Source organism: Moritella sp. 24 (genome assembly GCF_018219155.1).
In the GTDB taxonomy this organism is placed as follows: Bacteria; Pseudomonadota; Gammaproteobacteria; order Enterobacterales; family Moritellaceae; genus Moritella.
On record NZ_CP056123.1, the window covers coordinates 737,036 to 752,437 of the forward strand.

The window sequence follows — 15,402 nt, forward strand, 5'->3', positions numbered from 1 at the left end:
AGGAGCTGAATGAAACTTATTTTTAATTAAAATTACATTATCCCCATGAACTAACGTATTTTTAGGCTTAAATAGGCTTGTTATCCTAGTGCTAACCAAAATCCGACGAAAATCATAAGTGAGCCTGCAATCTTATTTAATAGTCGTACATTATTACTTTTCTGTAAGAAAAGGCGCAGAGTTTGTCCGCCACTTGCATACATCAATAAACAAGAGAACTCCGTTATAATGATGATAGCGACCAGCACTGATAATTGTGGGCTTAACGCTTGCTCTGGGTTAATAAAAGGTGGCAGTAATGAAATCATAAATACCCAGCCTTTTGGGTTTGCGATAGCTGTGATGAAGCCTTGGCTTGCCAGTTGTAGCGGTTTCATATTCGTTTTGCTACCTGCGCTATCTGAAATCGCTAATTTACCTTTCGAACGCCACATTTGAATGCCTAAATAGATAAGGTAGCCACCGCCAAGGTATTTGAGTGTTGCAAATGCACTTGGGTATTTCAGCATAATCGTAGCTACACCAATAACAGCGAGAATTGCAACTAAGGCCACACCAAGTAGTTCACCCCACATCATATGCATACTGCGCTTAACACCAATTGTCATGCCAAGAGTCATTGCTAGTGTCATGCACATTCCTGGAGTAACCGAAACAAAGAAAAAGGTTGGAATAAAAAGTGCGAGGAGTTGTAAATCTATGGCAGACATTGAGTAAACTTTGTTAATGGAATGAATAATGATAATACCATTGTTCGCTTTATTTTCATTATTCTATTGAGGAGCGAATATAAATTAGCCGTTTTTAACGAGGTAAACTTAATACAGCGAATGATTTTTAAATTAACGAAAGTATAGGTTTAAAAATTAATCCTTAAGCCTATACTTACAACCACAGCAATTGTATTTTGAATCCAGACTGGAACCACGCTTTAATGATAAAATTTATTACTTCTCCGCAAGACATGCGATTATCTGATGTTGAAACTGCACAGTATGATCAAATCGTAGATTATGTTACTGAAATTAGCTTAAATTTAATGGCTGTTAAAGTTACTAACCGACCTGAAGATTTTCTTGGCTGGTGTAATGAATTATACAACTATGCGCGTTACGGTATTAACATGGAGTTGCTGGATGCAAAACATGAAAAACCGTTGCAAAAATTACTGCAATTATTAGAAAAATCGATTACTTGCCGTCAAGTTAAAACATCTCGTATTACGCCTTGGCCTTTCCTTAAAAGCTTCATTTTAGATCAAGGTGAGCGTCAAGCTTTACCTGAGCGTTTACGTTTACTTAATTACATTAGCTCTATTCGAGTTAGTCCACTTGCAGATATGTCAGAGCTTGAACGCTTAGCTTTTGCTGGCAAGCATCTTTCTGCTCATGAACCTGCTAAATTCGATTTTGATGTCGAGTTATTTGGTAGTACTCGTGGTGCTAAAGGTTTCCACGAGTTATTACAGCATACTCCTAATTTACTTGATGATGCGCTATCTGTTATTCCACTAGAAGGCGAAGTGACAGAAGCGAATTATAAAGAGTTTGTTAAACTCTATACGGCAGCCTTTGCAACCTTAGATAAAGGTAAAGCGGGCTTGTTTGTTGCAACTCGTTTATTAGCAATGCGTCGACCAGACGTATTTATGGTACTAACAGCATCAAAAGTGGATGCACTTTGCCAAGGTTTTGGTTTAGTGAAACTGAATGCGACAGACTTCTCTCGTTATTGGGTTGATATTATCGAAGCCATTCACCGCCAGCCTTGGTTTAAGTCAGCAGCACCACAAGATGCAACTGAGTTAGAGCTATGGAATAATCGTGTTGTTTTATTTGATTTCTTTTTCTTTGTAGACGCTGAGTTTGCTGGTAAATCTAATTATTTAAAACTGAAGAATAAGCCAGTTGTTGTGCGTAGTGCTACAGGCGGCCGAACGCGAGCGCCGGGTGCAGTACGTCAAAAACGAACAAAAGAAAGTGCGACAGAAGCGGTAGACCGCTTATTAGCTGAACCTGATTTACCTTCTTACCTACAAGGTAAGCGTGACTCAATGATTACTGAAGTTGAGAAAGGTAAGAGTGCGACTGAAGTTATGCAGTTAATTCGTGCTATTTTTGGTTAAGTTTAATTAACTAATTAAAAATGCGGGTATAAAAAAGGCTTCAATTAAGAAGCCTTTTTAGTATCTGTATATGTGCGTTTAATTAAAGACTAATTAAACCTACAGCTTGTAGAAATACAATTGCAATTGCTACTGGTGATAAGTAACGTAGGCAGAAGATAACCGCTTTATAAGCGCCCTCAGATAAACCAAACTCTTCACGAGTAACTTTCTCATTAACAACCCAACCAACGAGTACGGCAGTGAATAGACCTGCAAGTGGTAGCATGATGTTTGCTGTTAATTTATCTAACGCATCGAAGAAGTTTAGACCCATCACAACATCTTGAGCCCAAGGCGCACCACTCAGTGAGAATACTGTTAGAAGTGATAAACCCCAAATAGTACAACCTGCTACGATCGTTGCTTTCGCACGGCTTAAACCAAGACGTTCGTTTAAGTATGCTACTGGTGATTCAAGCAGTGCGATCACAGACGTGAATGCAGCAAATGTCACCATGATGAAGAATAGCGTACCAAATAATGTGCCTAGTGGCATTTGACCAAACGCGATAGGTAACGATACGAATAGTAGACCTGGGCCTGCAGAAGGTTCCATGCCGTTCGCAAATACGATTGGGAAAATAGCCATACCTGCGATAAGTGCTACTGCTGTATCCATGATCGCGATATAGATAGACGTTTTCGCGATCGATGTACCTTCTGGCATGTATGCGCCATAAACCATCATGATACCTGATGATAAACTTAGCGTGAAGAATGCATGGCCAAGTGCAGTTAATACACCATCAATAGACAACTTAGAGAAATCTGGTGAGAACATGAATTGTGCAGCTTCACCAAAGTTACCTGTTGCTGCTGCATAAACCATGATGATAGTTAATAACACAAACAGTAATGGCATTAGATAGGTTACTGCTTTTTCTAAACCAGCATTAACACCACGGATCAATACTGCCATAGCAGCGACAATGGTAATTGAAGCCCATAGGATCAATTGTGTTGTGTCTGTGATTAGACCGGTGAATAACGCGCCGATTTCATCTTTATGTGATACTTCAGAACCTGCTGTTGCAAGGAAGTCGCCGCTCATGCCAAAGAAGATATAAGCTGCTGCCCAACCTGCGATAACAATATAGAAGCTTAGAATAAGTGAGCCTGCGATAACGCCTGATGCACCTAGTAGAGACCAAATGCCTGAACCGCCAGATTCCTTGGCAATCGTTGCTGAAGCATTTGCTGGAGATGTACGAGCTCGTTTACCAATCATTACCTCTGCCATCATAACAGGGATACCAATCAGTAGAATACAGAATAGGTAAACAAGTACAAATGCACCGCCACCATTTTCGCCCATAATATAAGGGAACTTCCAAAGGTTACCTAAACCTACAGCTGCGCCCGCTGCTGCAAGTACGTATTTAAATTCGCTAGACCAGCGATTATCAATAGTTGTGTTTGTTGTCATTTTCCCATCCTGGGTTGTGTTCATATAGTTATGTACATACTAATAACATATTAAAAACACCGATATAAGGACTTTAATTAGATGATAACTCTAAAATGGCCGTTATTTATTTAGTTAACGCTTACATATTAAGCATTGGCAGTTTAAGGCTTCAGAAGTTTTGTTAAGGGTGGTGTTAAATGCTTATATTTTAACTCTGTGCTTTATATTGCAGTTTTTTACTATATTTGCTTGGTAGGGCTGTCGTTTGTGTGTTTTTTATTCTAGGTAAGAATGAGGACGTTGGAATGGTTAGAAAGTAATAAACCCGAATTAGCGTCCTAATTCGGGTTTATTGGTATTCTTTAACTTATATAATCGAGAATAAATTAAGCTGTCGCAGCTACTTTCGATAATGTTTTAGATAAGTTTTTGATATACGTATTTGTTAGTGTTTCAAATTCAACTTTAACAACAGGTTTTAAACCAATACCAGCAAGACTAGGTAGTGGAATGGTAAGTACAGCATCTGTTAACAAGGTAATATCACAGCCAGTGCTTGTTTCAGTCAGGATCCATTTACCTGATACTTTAGCGCTATTATTTGCTGTATCACGAGATTCCCAAAAAATAGATTTATCCGCTGCATTGCTTGTGTATTCACATGCATAAATTGTTTGAAGCTGAATAGGACCTAGGCCAATTTTTTTCATTTCCCAACGGTAAGTATTTGTTGCTTCTTCGATCAGGTTTTCTAGATCTGGAAAATGGCTAGTAGAAGCTGGTACGTCAGATAAAAGGTTAAAAACTGTATCTATATCTGCAGGTACTGTAAATTTTTTATTTAGTTGAATTTTTACGTCGAAAGCCATTTCAAGTATTCCTTTATTAAATAATAGTGTTAAATATTCTAGGCTTAACTGCACTAGAGTTATAATTTCATTGCGCTTACATTGCACCAGATGAATATTGTTGTCAAGAATGACGTATCGATTTTGAGGTATATAATATGGCTGTTTTCACTTACAACCGTTAATCGTAAATATCGTTATAATAATGTTGATATCAACATTATTATATTGTTTTAGTGACGTTACGCTTGCTTTATATAACGTTGAGATTCGAATTTATAGCTATCGTTGAGCAGGTCTGTAAGATAATACTGGTCTAATGTTTGTAGGAAAGCATCCACACCTGTTTCTAATACTTTCTTCAATTGACTAATTGGCACTACATCACTATCACTTGCATTGACATCGATACCTTTTAAATTATGCTCAAGCGCTCTAACAAGCTGACCTATATTAATTTCTGCTGCTGGTTTTGCTAACCATATGCCGCCATTTTTACCTCTCGACGATTCTATGTAATCGAGAGCTGATAAATGCGCGATTACTTTCGCAATATGATTTCGAGAAGCATCATACACATTAGCGACTTCTGCAGAACTGGAACGTTGCCCTTTTGGAAGGGTGGATAAATACATTAATGTGCGTATACCAAAATCTGTATAAGTTGTTATCTTCACTTTAGTCACCATTGAAAATGTTGTCGTAGGTTAATTATGCGAACATTACTCTAGAAATTTATACCAACTCTTTTTCTTGTTTAATCATGATGGCTTCTTCTGAATGCTCTTTAAGAAAGCGCTTAAAGCCTTCGAGTAATTCTCGAGGATGACTAAATTGACAGTAAGTGACGGGGTAGTCTTGATCTAATTCTTTTAAAAGTGGGCTTTTGATCGGCGCACCTCGCCAAACTGCAAAAAATACCGGTTTAGGGTGTATTGAACTCAAATTATAAGAAAGTTCGTATGCGTCACTGTCGTTAGAAGAGGTATGAATATAAAGCAGCGCATCAACAACCGATAATAAACGTAATCGATAATGGCGATAATTAGCGGGAGTAAAGATAATACCGGTCTGTCGCTGAAATGCTTGTTGGTAATCATCCTGCTCTTCACTTAAATTGAAAGGAAGGAATTCAAGATTATCAATGTTATGTTGTAAGAAGGTAATAACATTATCTAAAATCTTTAAGTGGTCTTTATGAATATCCCCCACATCTTGTTTGACTAATAGTTTCATTTTGATTCCCTTTCCTGACGATCGTTAAAATCGGTTATTAGGAGTACAGTTATACGCGGAACAATTAGAAATATTAATCAAGAGCTTGAGTTATTTTCGTCTAGATTCCGTATTGGTTAAAAAGTATTAAAAACTGGAATCTAGACTCATGTATTAGACTTGTCTATTCAATAGGATAAAGTTTATCAAGTGCGATCGATAATCCATTTTCAGTGACGATTCTGACATGGTCCCGACGTAGTTTTCTAGGTTCATTAACACCACAGGAATGAGCGATTAAACCGACCCCGTAATGAATGTATTTATTATAATTTGCAACTCGTTGTGCTTTATCTTTAATGTCTAGGCCTTCTTGTAATTTCGGGTTGTGGGTTGTAATACCTGTAGGGCAAGTATTCTTGTTACATTGCAATGCTTGGATGCAACCTAATGCGAACATGTTGCCACGTGCTGAGACGATAAAATCAGCTCCGATTGCTAAACCCCAAGCTACTTTCGATGGTGTAATGAGTTTTCCTGATGCAATTACTTTGACTTGATCGCGTAAGTTATATTTTTCCAACATATTAATCAGTAAAGGTAAGCTCTCTTTTAGGGGGAGCCCAACGTAGTCGATGAGTGGTTGCGGTGCAGCGCCGGTACCACCGTCGGCACTATCGAGTGTCATAAAGTCGGGGGCTGATTCAGCTCCTCGTTGTAATATCTCTACGAATAGATCATCTAGCCATTGAGTATGACCTAACACAAATTTAAAGCCGACAGGTTTGCCTGTTACTTCTCGTATTCGAGCGACCATATTAAGAATATCATCGATACTTTTTATTTCAGGGTGGGCATTTGGACTAATTGAATCTTCGCCTACCGGAATACCTCTAATTTCAGCTATTTCAGGTGTGACTTTTTTACCTGGTAAGATCCCTCCTTTACCTGGTTTTGCACCTTGGCTTAGCTTGATTTCGAACATTTTAACTTGTTCAATCTCGGCAATCGCTTTCAGTTTTTCATCACTTAAATGGCCATTTTCATCACGAACGCCGTATTTTGCTGTACCAATTTGATAAACAATATCTGCACCGCCAGCAAGATGGTGTAGGGATAACCCTCCTTCACCGGTATTTAGCCAACAACCAGCTTCTTTTGCACCACGAGAAAGTGCCAATACCGCCGGTTTAGAAATAGCACCGTAGCTCATTCCTGAGATATTAAATATCGAATTGGTTGTGTAGGGGTGTGGGCAGTTAGTACCAAGGGTGATCATTTGGGGTGGGATAGCGTCTTCGGTTAAGGTGGGAAAAGCACAGTTCATGAACATGATTGTACCGACTTGGTCTAGATTACGGGTCGATCCAAATGCAACCGTTCTATCCACGTTTTTTGCTGCACGATAAACCCAAGATCTTTCCGCTCGATTGAAAGGCATCTCTTCACGATCTTGTGCAAAAAAATATTGCCGGAAGAATTCACCTTGTTTTTCAAATAGATATCTAAATCGTCCAATGACAGGGTAGTTATGACGAATTGCTTGTTTAGTTTGTCTTTTATCAGCTATATACATATAAATAACACTGATGATACCGACAATTAGTGCAAGGATAAATAAGCTAGTGATAATATCTAAGCCAAACAATAGTAGATCAATTTGAGATTTGAATTCTGATTGCATAAGTCACACCTTTAATTAATTCTTATGTACTAGTTAAGAATATAACCAAAGTAATTGCATGACTCATCACAATATTATCACTATTCCATCATTATTTACGCTAATACTTTTAGATAAGCTTATTTGTTGATCATGTCTTTTGCTATTTGTTGTAGCAGGTAAGTTTCTCGTTCAATTGATAAACCTGCATTAGGGTGACCAGCCATCACTTCAAGGTTATGTGCAATAGCGTCATGAATATTAATCCATAACGCACTCACGCCATTTTTAATTTCATTTTCTTCTAGTCTTGGCGTGCCTAATTGTTTGTTTGCATCACAGGTAAAGCAGTAAGACAGCATTTGAATACTATCGAAGCCATCTTTATACCAAGGTCTGATTTCTTCATAGCTCCCGTAAGGCACTACGTTGTGAATATTTTCGGCACCGGTTTCTTCTTCGACTTCGCGGATTAGTCCTGTAATGATGTCTTCGTCATCATGTAAGCCACCACCGGGTAAACTGTAGTCATGATAGCGAGCGGTGAAAATAAGTAAGATCTCTTCATCATGGGTAATAATGCCGCGTGTTGCGATCCGCTGACCCGTATTTTTAGGTGCAGTAACATCTGGGTGAATAGTAGAACGGAGGACTGGCATTTGGTTGATCATTATAAATAGCTCTTGTGATTGTTTAACTAATATTTTGTTGGTGTATTAATTCGGTATATTGCGATCGTTTTTGATATTGCTGTATCGCAATTGGAACGATTAATTAAGGCATTATATTAGCATATCTGCTAAGGAGAGGCTGTAATGGTATTTTGAGTTGTTTTAGGGTATTGAATCATAATAAGTTTAATTTCAACCGTAGAGTAACAGCTCTACATTTTAACTAACAATAATTTAACGTAAATACGTTATTTTTAATTATTTTCACCTCTTTTGGGGTATTTATTTCGTTTGGGATTATTTAATTCTAAATGACATATTACAACCTGTCACAATAGATTAACATCCTCGGCATATTAAATAATAACTACAGGGATTAATGTAATGAAAGGCAATTTGAAAGTGACTTCGGCCCTTGGCTCAGCTATCGCGCTGGCATTGGCAACTGCATCTACATCTGTACTTGCAGCTGGTTTCCAAGTAGGTGAACATTCAGCTACAGGTTTAGGCCGTGCAAATGCGGGTGAAGGTGCCATCGCTGATACAGCATTAGTGTTAACTAAAAACCCAGCTGCAATGACGATGTTTGATAAAACAACTGTTTCAAGCCAACTTGCTTTCATTGCACCTGATGTTAATACTGAATATGAAGATTCAAATGGTGTAGCTCAAACTGAAGAAGATTATGCGCCGAATCAATTCGTACCAAGTTTTGCGGCAATTATGCCTTTGAATGACAAAGTGTCTATTGGCTTTGCTATGTTCTCTAATTACGGTACAGGTACTGAAGTAAGTGATGAATTTGCCTACGGTGATATTGGTGGTACAACAAGTATTATCACTGTTGATAGTAGCTTTAATATTGCGTATAAAATAAATGATTTATTGAGTATAGGTGCGGGTTATGACCTTGTTGTTGGTCAAGCTGAAATGGAAAAAGGCTTTGATGTTGGACCTGTAGCTAATACATTTGATATGAGTGGTAATGCGATTGGTCATGGTTGGAATGTGGGTACATTATTTACAATTAATGAGAATAATCGCTTAGCTTTAACTTATCGTTCTGCAGTTGACATGAGTTTTGAAGGTGACTTTACTGGTAGTGGTGCCTTTGCTCCTGGGGAAGCTGGTAGATTACTTCCAGCAGATCCTAGCACTGTTACTGGTAATGTAGATGTTACTTTACCAGCTATTGCTGAGTTATCTGGTTATCATAAAGTAAGTGATGTTCTTGCTGTACATTATAGTGCGATGTGGACACAATGGAGCTCACTAGATGAGTTGAAAGCAACTAGCGAAGGTTGTAAAAGTGGAACAAATGATCTACTTGATCCATTCGAAAATGGTGTTTGTTTCCAAAAAGACTTAGAGTATAACGATAGTATACGTTATGCTGTTGGTACAACTGCTTATGTATCAGAGTCTGTAACATTGCGTATGGGTTATGCTTATGATGAGCAAGCTGGTGAAGCTATTGTTGTAATGCCTGATACAAGTCGTCATCAAATTTCAGCTGGCGTGAGCTATGCAGCTAGTGAAACCGTTAGTTTTGATCTTGGTAGTGCTTATATATTCGGTGATGAAGTTACATTTACAGAGCACAGTGAGTTGGGCGGAGATCAAGAGTTCACTTCAAATGGTTCTGCTTGGTTAGTATCAGCACAAATGAATATGGCATTCTAATTTGAGCTATTAAATTAATACTCAGATACAAAAAAACCAGCTAAGTAATTAGCTGGTTTTTTTCGTTAAAAGGTATTTTTAATATTAACCTTTCTGCGCTTTACTAAAGCGTACTAAATCCGCGTTGTTATTCAACAAATCTTTAAAAAATGGATTTTGATATAAGTCTTTTAAACTGCCTTTATAGAACTTAACACGCGATGCTGTAGGGTAAGGTTCAAAATGTAGATCTTGAAAAAATGAGGCAATTGCTGGTGTACGTGTTGGTAGTACAACAGACGTAAATTTACCATCCAAATCTAACACCATCTTAATTGCTACACTGTTATCAATAAAACAGAACGATACAATCATCCCCGTATTACTAGCAATATAATGGCCAACAATCGCATTTTCATTCATGAGCAAGCTAACCGTGTAGTGCGCTGGCGGAAATGCAGCCATTGTCTCGGTGAGTGCTTCAGTATAAAAATGTTCGTGCCCTTTATTTACTACTTCAGCCTGCTTTTCTGTTAAGTTAGAAAAATCTACAGCCGCAATATCAGTGATATTTACGGGATAAAATGCAGGTCTGCCACCAATTTCTGTCGCCTTTGTTTTGCTAACAAATTTCTTTTCTTGCTCACTCATCTCATAGCCTTCTGCAAAAAAGCGAGCGATAGCGATACGACGTAAAAAAGAGGGTTCTCGTTTGCCATTTTCCCAAAGGGATAATGTTGTCTGTGAGAGACCGGTAAATTCTTTATGTGAATTAGCTAACTGCGACACGAAGTCAAACTGAGACAACTTATGATTTTTACGTGTCAGGCGTAATTGAGTGCCAAAACCTTCTTTTTTAAACATTTATTGTCCTTGGTACTAAAGCATTAGCTGTTATGTTGTTGCTCAAGTTTATGTTTAGCTAAAAGAGTTAAAACAATTAGAAGTTTAATTGCTTGTATTGATAACCAAATCATTTATGCACCTAGAGTAATTAATCTATTTATAGAAGAATAAAATATTATCAAATATTATATCCTTAGGTGGAAAGTTGTGCAATTCATTTCACATATTGTCGATTATATAATGTTATGTAAGTAGTTGTAATCATAAAAAATGATACAAAAATAAAAAAACTCTTGATATAAAAGAGTGTAATGCTGTACTGTTACGTCATTACAGATAATCTACTAGGTATTACCTTTATGATCAATGAATTGTTTTGCGATATATCGAATAAGGAAGATGTTTCACTTATTTTGCCTTTACTGCTTTCCGCTGAAGAATTAAACGCTATTCGCTCACGAGCTTTGGTTTATAAAGAACTGTTGCTTGGAGATAAGTCTCAGCGTGAAATCGCAAAAATACACAATATAAGTATTGCGACAATTACTCGAGGTTCAAATAATTTGAAATCAATGAGTAGTACTGAAAAAGAATTATTACAAACATTATTAATTAGGAAGTAGGTTTATGTCTGAAGTTATGGCAGCTAAGCAAGAAGCACAACCGTCCTCGTTGGGTGGCGTATTTATTATTACAGGGACGAGTATTGGTGCCGGTATGTTTTCTTTACCTGTATTAACATCAAGCATGTGGTTTGGTTGGGCAGTACTATTTTTGTGTGTTTCTTGGTATTGCATGTATAGCTCTGCTCTTTACTTACTTGAAGCGAATCAGAAGTTTAAGCATGGTGTTAATTTTGATTCCATGACTAAAGCGTTATTACCTACGTCATTGCGCGTACTTAATGGCTTATCAGTTCTGTTTGTAAGTTATATCTTAGTTTATGCCTATATTTCTGGTGGCGGCTCAATGCTGGGTCATAGCTTACAATCTGGTCTTGGCATTGAACTTGATCAGTCTGTAGCGAGTTTTGTTTTTGCTGTGCTACTTGGATTAATTGTGAGCTTTAGTACTAAAGCGGTTGATCGTTTTACATCTGCGATGTTAGGTGGAATGGTGATCACGTTTAGTATTGCTATTTTTAGCCTGCTAAGTGGTGCTAACTTTTCATTATTACAACCTTTTGCTGAGATGACTGAGCGTTTACCTTATAGCTGGGCGGCAATTCCTTCATTAATGGTTTGCTTTGGTTTTCATTCTAATATCCCAAGCCTAGTTAAATACTATAAAAAAGATAGCTCGAAAGTAGTTAATTCAATTCGTTACGGTAGCTTGTTGGCGCTGGCTATTTATCTTGTTTGGTTACTAGCAAGCTTTACTGTGATTGGTCGTGACGGTTTTGCGAGTGTTATTGCGCAGGGCGGTAATATGGGCGCACTAGTGTCTGCATTAGAGTCGAGTGGCTCTGGCCCGACGTTAGCTGTAACACTACAGTTATTTGCTAATTTTGCTGTAGCGACATCATTTCTTGGCGTAGCATTGGGTTTATTCGATTTTCTAACCGATTTATTAAAACTTGATGATAGTTTATCTGGTCGTAGTAAAACGGCACTTGTTACTTTTGTACCACCAATGATTGGCGGTGTGTTATTTCCTAACGGTTTTATCTATGCAATTGGTTATGCTGGATTTGCGGCTGCAGTGTTTGCATTGTTCACACCCGTAGCCTTAGCTTTTCAAGCTCGCAAGCATTTACCGTCGACTGATTTCTCTGTTTCAGGTGGTTATGCTCGCATGATTATCGTGATGATTTTTGCATTGTCTGTAGTGACTTTTCAAGTATTGTCGATGTTAGGTTTGCTCGCTTAATCGCACTTATTGATAGTATGACAGCCGTTAATGATGATGTGATTAACGGCTGTTTAGTTTTTTATGATTGATGATAAATGTGATTAAGTTTAACTATTTGAAATTAATATCTATTTGTGTTGTTTAGTGCTTGGTTTTGGCTGTTATCTGCGATATGACACTATTTTGAAACAATAATGATATTAGTTTTGAATTAATTCTATTTTATTAAGTATAATAAGATATATTTTGATTATGTGATATGAATATGAATTATACTTTTTCTCGCTCAGCTATTATTTTTACCCTTGTCTTCTCCTTATCGGGGTGTTTTGATATTGCGGATATTCCAAAATTAAACTCATCATGGAAAGTGACTGATTCAACACAAATCAATGATGATCAATTCGGTTTTGTTACAGATTCTTCGAGCACATGTCCTACCTTTTTAACTAATACGAATAATGACATGGCTGACATTCAGCTTCCCACCGAATTTGGCATTGCGGGTTGGAATATATATAAGCAGGATAACGATAACTGGCGCGCAGAGTTAACAAACTTAATTGAAAAAAATGATTTAATTGTTTTACAAGAAGCTAAATTAAGCTTTTTATTACATCAATTAATGCAGCAATATGAATTAACGTGGACACAAGTGGAAGCGTTTAGTGTTTACAAGCAGTCGATGGGTGTACTAACGGCAAGTAAAGTGATGCCTTTATCTGTTTGTAAACAAACCCTGGCTGAACCTTGGCTGCGTTTTCCTAAATCATCATTAATCAGTTATTACCCTTGGGCTGGTAGTGATGAGCCTTTACTTGTCGCAAATATGCACATGATTAACTTTACTTTGGGTGTCGACGAGTTTAATCAGCAGTTAGAAGGTGTGATTTCTGTTATTCGCAAATATAGCGGCCCAGTGATCATGGCGGGTGATTTTAATACGTGGACAAATAAACGTTTAAACCAATTGCTTGATATTACAGCGAGTGTTGATTTACAACAATTGGTTTATCAAAACGATGTGCGCGAAACGGCGTTTGGTCATCCACTTGATGATATCTATTTTAGAGGCATGCAGCAGATAAGTGCATCGTCTTATGAAACTGAAGCATCAGATCATAACCCGATCGTCGCACGTTTTGGTCCACTATATTAATAACGACCAACGGCATATTTTTATAATTAGTGATGGATGAATATGATGGATAAATTTAAGCAGCAGTACCCTATTATTGTCGATGATATTGTACGTTGGGGTGATATGGATGCCTTTGGTCACGTTAATAATACGGTGTATTTCCGCTATTTTGAACAAGCAAGAATTGGCTACTTTGATCAAATTAAAGCAATGGAATACATGAACGAGCATGGTATTGGCCCAATCTTGGCTGCGACTAATTGCCGTTTTAAAGCACCATTAAAATCACCGGATACTATTCAAATTGGTGCGACAGTGTCAGAGTTTGCTGCGCATAAACTTATTATGAAATATGCAGTGTGGAGTAATACGCTAGAACGGGTTGTTGCTGAAGGGGAAGGCGTGATTGTGTTCGTTGATTACAAAGCGCATAAGAAAATGCCTGTGCCAGCAGATATCGTCGATAAAATTAAACAGTTACAACCTGCGTTATTTACTGCTTAGCGATATTTTAAAGTAAAAAAAAGCAGACTAACATAAGTTAGTCTGCTTATTGCATTACAACACGTCTTTATAATTAAAGTGCGTTGTTTGCTGCTTTTTCGTTTAAGAATAGGCAACCAAGTGTGAATGCATTTTGTTGGAATTTTTTCAAGCCAGTCTCTGCAAAATCAACAAAGATTGGGTGATCTTGTACAAGTTGCTTGTAGAATGTTTGTGAAACCATGTTCACTTCAACATTCATTACAAGTTGGATTGCTGCTTCTGCTTTAAAGCTTGTTGAGCTACCACTAAACTTACCTTTTGTTAGGCGTTCTTTGATCACAACATTTTCGATTTTATAATCTGTCATTAGCTGGGCAAATTCTTTATGAAACTGACGCATTTGATACGCTTCAGTTGAACTTGCTAAGGTAATTTTTCTTTTACGACATTCAATAAGTTCAAACATTCCGTCTTTTAAAGATAGGAAACATAGATTTACTTCATTGCCTGCTAGTTCAACACTACAAATTCTCATTAAATAACTCACCATAAATAAAGATAACCTCGCTATTATAACCACTTTATTGCCAGTTAACATGGTTATCGTTGTTTCGTTGTGAATTTATACGATAACATGTTTGTTAAAGATGACTTATTTTGAGGAAACGTAATGACTTATTTATCGTGTGTTGAAATTGAGCCAAAGCAAGCCGCGAATGCGAGTGTTATTTGGTTACATGGACTGGGCGCTAACGGCCATGACTTTGCGCCTATTGTGCCTATGTTTGCATTACCAAAAGAACATCAAGTGCGTTATGTATTTCCACATGCACCAGAGATAAAGGTCACGATTAATAACGGTTATAAAATGCCAGCATGGTATGACATTTTAGAAATAACACTTGAGCGAAAAATAGATATGCCAGGTTTAATGGTGAGTGTTGAGCAAGTGCAGAAACTGATCCAACGCGAGATAGACAGAGGAATTGATAGTACGCGTATTATTGTCGCTGGTTTTTCGCAGGGTGGTGCCGTTGCTTATCAAAGTGCATTAACCTTTGCTGAACCACTTGCAGGTTTGATGGTGATGTCGAGTTACTTCGCTACACATAAAACAGTAGAACCGCATAAACATAATCTCGCGTTACCTATCCATATATATCATGGTAGTGCAGATCCTGTTGTGGCTGAATCGCTAGGTTTAGATGCCATTAAGCATTTAGAAACACTTGGTTATGCACCGAAATATAGTCGCTATCCAGCAGAGCATACTGTTACACCACAACAAATAAATGATATATCACAACATATAACTCAGTTTTTAACGATGAATATAGAAGCTTAATAGATATTTTTACTATTTAAGATGTAATGGTTTTAATACTTTATTTCGCTATTAAGATCACAATGATACAAGTTGTGCTCTCATTTGTGGCCATTACAT

The 15,402-nt window shown here is 37.4% G+C and carries 16 protein-coding genes; 7 read left to right on the forward strand and 9 right to left on the reverse strand.

Annotation, left to right across the window (positions count from 1 at the left end; genetic code table 11):
- Positions 1-80 precede the first annotated feature (80 nt).
- Complete coding sequence (locus tag HWV00_RS03450) at positions 81-632, reverse strand: LysE family translocator (RefSeq protein ID WP_255554894.1); 552 nt, start codon at positions 630-632, stop codon at positions 81-83.
- A 302-nt stretch (positions 633-934) separates the two neighbouring features.
- On the opposite strand from HWV00_RS03450, the gene HWV00_RS03455 reads away from it, so the two are divergent.
- Positions 935-2,125, forward strand: coding sequence for a hypothetical protein (locus tag HWV00_RS03455; protein ID WP_211684717.1), 1,191 nt, complete (start codon positions 935-937; stop codon positions 2,123-2,125).
- An 82-nt stretch (positions 2,126-2,207) separates the two neighbouring features.
- On the opposite strand, the gene HWV00_RS03460 is transcribed toward HWV00_RS03455, so the two are convergent.
- From HWV00_RS03460 to HWV00_RS03485, 6 genes are all read right to left on the reverse strand, one after another.
- Complete coding sequence (locus HWV00_RS03460; RefSeq protein WP_211684718.1) at positions 2,208-3,593, reverse strand: sodium-dependent transporter; 1,386 nt, start codon at positions 3,591-3,593, stop codon at positions 2,208-2,210.
- A gap of 368 nt (positions 3,594-3,961) precedes the next feature.
- Positions 3,962-4,444 carry an SRPBCC family protein gene (locus HWV00_RS03465; RefSeq protein ID WP_211684719.1) on the reverse strand — a complete coding sequence of 161 codons (483 nt, stop codon included), beginning with the start codon at positions 4,442-4,444 and terminating at the stop codon, positions 3,962-3,964.
- A 221-nt stretch (positions 4,445-4,665) separates the two neighbouring features.
- A complete protein-coding gene (locus HWV00_RS03470; protein ID WP_255554895.1) occupies positions 4,666-5,100 on the reverse strand; it encodes an Rrf2 family transcriptional regulator in 435 nt (144 codons plus the stop codon).
- 58 nt (positions 5,101-5,158) lie between these two features.
- Complete coding sequence (locus HWV00_RS03475) at positions 5,159-5,659, reverse strand: hypothetical protein (protein WP_211684721.1); 501 nt, start codon at positions 5,657-5,659, stop codon at positions 5,159-5,161.
- Between the two features lie 163 nt (positions 5,660-5,822).
- The gene (locus tag HWV00_RS03480; protein WP_211684722.1) at positions 5,823-7,322 is read right to left on the reverse strand and encodes an FMN-binding glutamate synthase family protein; all 1,500 of its coding nucleotides are present in this window, start codon (positions 7,320-7,322) and stop codon (positions 5,823-5,825) included.
- A 119-nt stretch (positions 7,323-7,441) separates the two neighbouring features.
- Positions 7,442-7,972, reverse strand: coding sequence for an NUDIX hydrolase (locus tag HWV00_RS03485; RefSeq protein WP_211684723.1), 531 nt, complete (start codon positions 7,970-7,972; stop codon positions 7,442-7,444).
- Positions 7,973-8,356: 384 nt separating this feature from the next.
- On the opposite strand from HWV00_RS03485, the gene HWV00_RS03490 reads away from it, so the two are divergent.
- Positions 8,357-9,655: an outer membrane protein transport protein gene (locus HWV00_RS03490; protein ID WP_211684724.1), complete on the forward strand. Its 1,299-nt coding sequence runs from the start codon at positions 8,357-8,359 to the stop codon at positions 9,653-9,655.
- A gap of 84 nt (positions 9,656-9,739) precedes the next feature.
- Here the strand turns inward: HWV00_RS03490 and HWV00_RS03495 are convergent, their stop codons facing one another.
- Complete coding sequence (locus HWV00_RS03495) at positions 9,740-10,498, reverse strand: helix-turn-helix transcriptional regulator (RefSeq protein WP_211684725.1); 759 nt, start codon at positions 10,496-10,498, stop codon at positions 9,740-9,742.
- Positions 10,499-10,839: 341 nt separating this feature from the next.
- On the opposite strand from HWV00_RS03495, the gene trpR reads away from it, so the two are divergent.
- The 4 genes from trpR (at position 10,840) to HWV00_RS03515 (ending at position 13,976) form a co-directional block, all read left to right on the forward strand.
- Entirely contained in the window at positions 10,840-11,103 is a 264-nt protein-coding gene (gene trpR / locus HWV00_RS03500; protein ID WP_211684726.1) for a trp operon repressor, read from the forward strand.
- A gap of 4 nt (positions 11,104-11,107) precedes the next feature.
- A complete protein-coding gene (locus HWV00_RS03505; RefSeq protein WP_211684727.1) occupies positions 11,108-12,349 on the forward strand; it encodes an aromatic amino acid transport family protein in 1,242 nt (413 codons plus the stop codon).
- A 247-nt stretch (positions 12,350-12,596) separates the two neighbouring features.
- Positions 12,597-13,490 carry an endonuclease/exonuclease/phosphatase family protein gene (locus tag HWV00_RS03510; protein WP_211684728.1) on the forward strand — a complete coding sequence of 298 codons (894 nt, stop codon included), beginning with the start codon at positions 12,597-12,599 and terminating at the stop codon, positions 13,488-13,490.
- A 42-nt stretch (positions 13,491-13,532) separates the two neighbouring features.
- Positions 13,533-13,976, forward strand: a complete 444-nt coding sequence (locus HWV00_RS03515) for a thioesterase family protein (RefSeq protein WP_255554896.1) — start codon at positions 13,533-13,535, stop codon at positions 13,974-13,976.
- Between the two features lie 73 nt (positions 13,977-14,049).
- Here the strand turns inward: HWV00_RS03515 and HWV00_RS03520 are convergent, their stop codons facing one another.
- Positions 14,050-14,493: a DUF3010 family protein gene (locus tag HWV00_RS03520; RefSeq protein ID WP_255554897.1), complete on the reverse strand. Its 444-nt coding sequence runs from the start codon at positions 14,491-14,493 to the stop codon at positions 14,050-14,052.
- A gap of 135 nt (positions 14,494-14,628) precedes the next feature.
- Between HWV00_RS03520 and HWV00_RS03525 the strand changes: the two genes are divergently transcribed.
- A complete protein-coding gene (locus HWV00_RS03525; protein WP_211684730.1) occupies positions 14,629-15,303 on the forward strand; it encodes an alpha/beta hydrolase in 675 nt (224 codons plus the stop codon).
- Positions 15,304-15,402: the final 99 nt, after the last annotated feature.

Excerpts from the sequence above, each read along its gene's own strand:
- HWV00_RS03480 (WP_211684722.1), bottom strand. The coding sequence starts at position 7,322 with ATGCAATCAGAATTCAAATCTCAAATTGATCTACTATTGTTTGGCTTA.
- HWV00_RS03450 (WP_255554894.1), bottom strand. The coding sequence starts at position 632 with ATGACACTAGCAATGACTCTTGGCATGACAATTGGTGTTAAGCGCAGT.
- HWV00_RS03515 (WP_255554896.1), top strand. The coding sequence starts at position 13,533 with ATGATGGATAAATTTAAGCAGCAGTACCCTATTATTGTCGATGATATT.
- HWV00_RS03490 (WP_211684724.1), top strand. The coding sequence starts at position 8,357 with ATGAAAGGCAATTTGAAAGTGACTTCGGCCCTTGGCTCAGCTATCGCG.
- HWV00_RS03485 (WP_211684723.1), bottom strand. The coding sequence starts at position 7,972 with ATGATCAACCAAATGCCAGTCCTCCGTTCTACTATTCACCCAGATGTT.
- HWV00_RS03465 (WP_211684719.1), bottom strand. The coding sequence starts at position 4,444 with ATGGCTTTCGACGTAAAAATTCAACTAAATAAAAAATTTACAGTACCT.
- HWV00_RS03460 (WP_211684718.1), bottom strand. The coding sequence starts at position 3,593 with ATGACAACAAACACAACTATTGATAATCGCTGGTCTAGCGAATTTAAA.
- HWV00_RS03495 (WP_211684725.1), bottom strand. The coding sequence starts at position 10,498 with ATGTTTAAAAAAGAAGGTTTTGGCACTCAATTACGCCTGACACGTAAA.
- HWV00_RS03525 (WP_211684730.1), top strand. The coding sequence starts at position 14,629 with ATGACTTATTTATCGTGTGTTGAAATTGAGCCAAAGCAAGCCGCGAAT.
- trpR (WP_211684726.1), top strand. The coding sequence starts at position 10,840 with ATGATCAATGAATTGTTTTGCGATATATCGAATAAGGAAGATGTTTCA.
- HWV00_RS03510 (WP_211684728.1), top strand. The coding sequence starts at position 12,597 with ATGAATTATACTTTTTCTCGCTCAGCTATTATTTTTACCCTTGTCTTC.
- HWV00_RS03505 (WP_211684727.1), top strand. The coding sequence starts at position 11,108 with ATGTCTGAAGTTATGGCAGCTAAGCAAGAAGCACAACCGTCCTCGTTG.
- HWV00_RS03520 (WP_255554897.1), bottom strand. The coding sequence starts at position 14,493 with ATGAGAATTTGTAGTGTTGAACTAGCAGGCAATGAAGTAAATCTATGT.
- HWV00_RS03475 (WP_211684721.1), bottom strand. The coding sequence starts at position 5,659 with ATGAAACTATTAGTCAAACAAGATGTGGGGGATATTCATAAAGACCAC.
- HWV00_RS03455 (WP_211684717.1), top strand. The coding sequence starts at position 935 with ATGATAAAATTTATTACTTCTCCGCAAGACATGCGATTATCTGATGTT.